Genomic DNA, 3,377 nt, shown 5'->3' with positions numbered 1-3,377 from the left:
ATCCGTTCGCTCAATCTCAAAAGAAAAATCCCCTTCAGCCATTTTAAGTAAGAGGTTATAGATGTGTTCAATTCGGGATTTATTGATGTGGCTTTCCATTATTTAAACGTATTTAAAAAAATCAAGGCGTCTTCTTGTGTTTTGTAGATTTTGGAAGGTACCAAAGGTTTGTTCTTTATAAGATAAAAACGTAACATAACATTTGCAATATGTCTATTATCCACAATTGCAACAGCTTTGGCAAACGTTGAGCCTTCATTGGCCAGATAATCACGGGCTGATTTAGCGGAGTTTTTTATGCCTTGAGTGTCACAAAGAATAGGGTATTGCGTTTCTTTTTGAAACCTCAATCTTTGATCAACAATCATTTTTGCCGTTTGAAAGTCTAAATAAGCAATGGGTTTGTAAATAAAAAACATAATGCCATCAGCCACCCAAAATTTAGCGTATATGGTTTCTTTCATAAGTAAAGGGATTAGTAGGACACTTCTAAATTAATAAAAAAATTACGATTAAGGGATTCAGTTCTATTTAGTGATCTTGTTTTTAGAAATGGTTTCAGGGGCTTATTCAGTCTTTCTTTGGTAATAGGGATAATTTTTTTACTTATAGGGATTAATTAGGCTTGTTACAAGCCAAGAATTATTGGCGCAATTGGTTTTTTCATAGCTTTTGAGGAAATTCTGAGAAACGTATCAGAACATGTATAACTAAACTCAAACTTATGGCAAAAATTAAGCACAATCATTTTATGGATACCATAGATGAAGTTATTGGACACGCCAAAGACCAAGGGGTGGTACATTTATATGCAGAAGGAGCATCCTTAAGTGGTCGACACCTGAGCATAAACGGCAAGACACTCTACCATTTTGGTACGACCGGTTATTTGGGATTAGAACAAGACCCCAGGTTGAAGCAGGCAGCCATTGACGCTATTGAGCATTATGGCACACAATTTCCTCTATCGAAGACCTATATTTCCCATCCATTGTATGCTGAATTAGAGGAGGCACTTACAAGCATGTATCAGAATCCGATAATTATTACCAAAAATAGCACTTTGGGGCATATGGCTGTTATACCAAGTGTTGTAAGGGATGAAGATGCCATTATATTGGATCATCAAGTACATTGGAGTGTACAGCAAGCCACTCAGATGCTAAAATTAAGAGGTGTTCCAGTAGAGATGATTAGACATAACCATATGGGAATGTTGGAAGACCGAATCAAAAAGCTAAGGGGAAAACACAAACACATTTGGTATATGGCAGACGGGGTGTATTCCATGTATGGTGATGCAGCACCCATAGCGGACTTGAAGAAGCTTTGTAGGTTATATCCACAATTGCATTTATATTATGATGATGTGCATGGTATGAGTTGGAAGGGGCCCCATGGTACAGGGTTTATTATGGATGCTTATCAAGACTTACCAGAGCAGGTACTTTTGTTTGGCACTTTGAGTAAGACCTTTGGGGCTAGTGGTGCTTTTTTGGTTTGTCCGAACCGGGATTTACATCGCAGGATTAAAAACTTTGGAGGCCCTTTGACTTTTTCAGCCCAATTGGAACCCAGTGCTGTAGCAGCGGCAGTTGCTTCGGCCAAAATTCATTTATCGCCAGAGATTTATGATTTGCAAAAAGAGCTGATGGAGAAAATTGTTTATTTTAATCAGTTATTGTTAAAGACAGATTTACCTTTGATAGAAGACAATAACACCCCAGTCTTTTATATTGGAACAGGAATGCCAGACACGGGATACCGATTTGTCAAGCGATTGATGGACGAAGGGTTCTTTGTAAACTTGGGGCTTTATCCAGCAGTCCCCGTAAAAAATACCGGGGTGAGAATTACCATTTCCAGGCACAATAAAAAAGCAGATATACAGGCCTTGGTATCGGCCATGATGTACCATTACCCTAAAGCATTGGAAGAAACGAGAACCACTAGGGAACAGGTGTTGATGCAGTTTAAAAAAGGGGTAAAAAAACAAGTTCTAAGCAACAAGCCTGTTCAAGATTTATATCTTACACATGAAACCAGTATTGAAGCCATTGACAAGAAGTTATGGAATCGTTATATGGGGCACAACTGTTTTGATTGGGAGGGGCTACGGTTTTTGGAAGGCGTATTTAAAGCAGCCAAAGAAGAGATCCACCGTTGGGGATTCCATTATTTTGTAGTTAAAGACTCAGAAGAGAACCCCATAGTCATGACCTTTTTCACGTCGGCCATCATGAAGGATGACATGTTGGCCACAGAAGCCGTTTCACGAAAAATAGAGGAGTTAAGAAAAGCGGCTCCAAGATATTTGACTTCCAAGGTTATGAGTATGGGATCACTTTTTACAGAAGGTAGTCAGTGTTTTGTAAATTGTGAGCATGTTCAATGGAAAGTTGCTATGGAAACCTTATTAAACGCAGTTGAAGGACTAAATAGAGATGCACAGATACGTACGACCATGTTACGGGATTTTCCGGCTGAGGATCATGTTTTGAAACACTTTTTCCATGCAAAGGGATTTATTAAAATAGATTTGCCCGACAGCAGTAAAATCACTCAAATAGATTGGAATGATAGTACGTCTTATATAACTTCGTTATCCAAGCGTTCCAGGCAGCATTTTAAAAAAGATATCGCAGCTTACACTTCGAAATTTGAGATTGCGATTCAAGGTGACCTATCTTCAAAGGAGTTGGTATATGCTTATGAACTGTACAAACAAGTTAAGGACAGGAATTATGGTTTAAATACCTTTAGCTATCCATTTGAATTATTTGAAAGCATGAACCGGCATCCATTGTGGGAGTTTCTTGTCTTGCGATTAGTAGATGGGCCGTATTTGCAAACCAAACCTATGGCAGGCATCATGTTTTGTTATAAGAATGAGGTTCGGAGGGTTTATGTACCCAGTTTGATTGGGATGGATTATGCGTTTTCAAATACCTATCAGACCTATCGACAGCTACTATATCAAACCATATTAAGAGCTACGGCACTGAACTATAGATCCATTGATTTTGGGGTTACTGCCGCTTTTGAAAAGCGAAAAGTTGGTGCCAAGAATGATAAGATTGTAGCGTATGTACAGGCAGAAGATAATTATACCTTGGAATTGATACATAATATGTAATGAGAGTTTTAGAATTAGGAAACTAAAGTTTCTTAATTCATGATTTGTTTAAATTTAATAATACATTGGAATTATTATATGTAGGTAGCTATGTGTAATTACGGGTCTCTTTTCAAGTTTTAAGTTTTTTTGATGGATATGTCCCTCACAAAACCTAAGATATGAAACGGATATGTATCTATAGCAAAGACATTAGTTGGATCACAGGCAAGAGTGAACGATATGCCAGGGAAGTGATTCG

The 3,377-nt window shown here is 38.0% G+C and carries 2 protein-coding genes; one reads left to right on the top strand and one right to left on the bottom strand.

Annotation, left to right across the window (positions count from 1 at the left end):
- Positions 1–98: 98 nt before the first annotated feature.
- Positions 99–464 (bottom strand): DUF7793 family protein, encoded by a 366-nt coding sequence (locus tag VKY50_RS06250; RefSeq protein ID WP_324299976.1) that lies wholly within the window; start codon positions 462–464, stop codon positions 99–101.
- Positions 465–724: 260 nt separating this feature from the next.
- Here VKY50_RS06250 and VKY50_RS06245 point away from each other — a divergent pair, with 260 nt between their 5' ends.
- Positions 725–3,136 carry an aminotransferase class I/II-fold pyridoxal phosphate-dependent enzyme gene (locus tag VKY50_RS06245; RefSeq protein ID WP_324299974.1) on the top strand — a complete coding sequence of 804 codons (2,412 nt, stop codon included), beginning with the start codon at positions 725–727 and terminating at the stop codon, positions 3,134–3,136.
- Positions 3,137–3,377: the final 241 nt, after the last annotated feature.

This window comes from Galbibacter sp., assembly GCF_035306585.1.
Classification (GTDB): Bacteria; Bacteroidota; Bacteroidia; order Flavobacteriales; family Flavobacteriaceae; genus Galbibacter.
The sequence above is the reverse complement of the archived record's forward strand: the minus strand, read 5'-3'. Positions and strand labels throughout refer to the sequence as shown.

Coding starts and splice junctions, on each gene's coding strand:
- VKY50_RS06250 (WP_324299976.1), bottom strand. CDS start 464: ATGAAAGAAACCATATACGCTAAATTTTGGGTGGCTGATGGCATTATG.
- VKY50_RS06245 (WP_324299974.1), top strand. CDS start 725: ATGGCAAAAATTAAGCACAATCATTTTATGGATACCATAGATGAAGTT.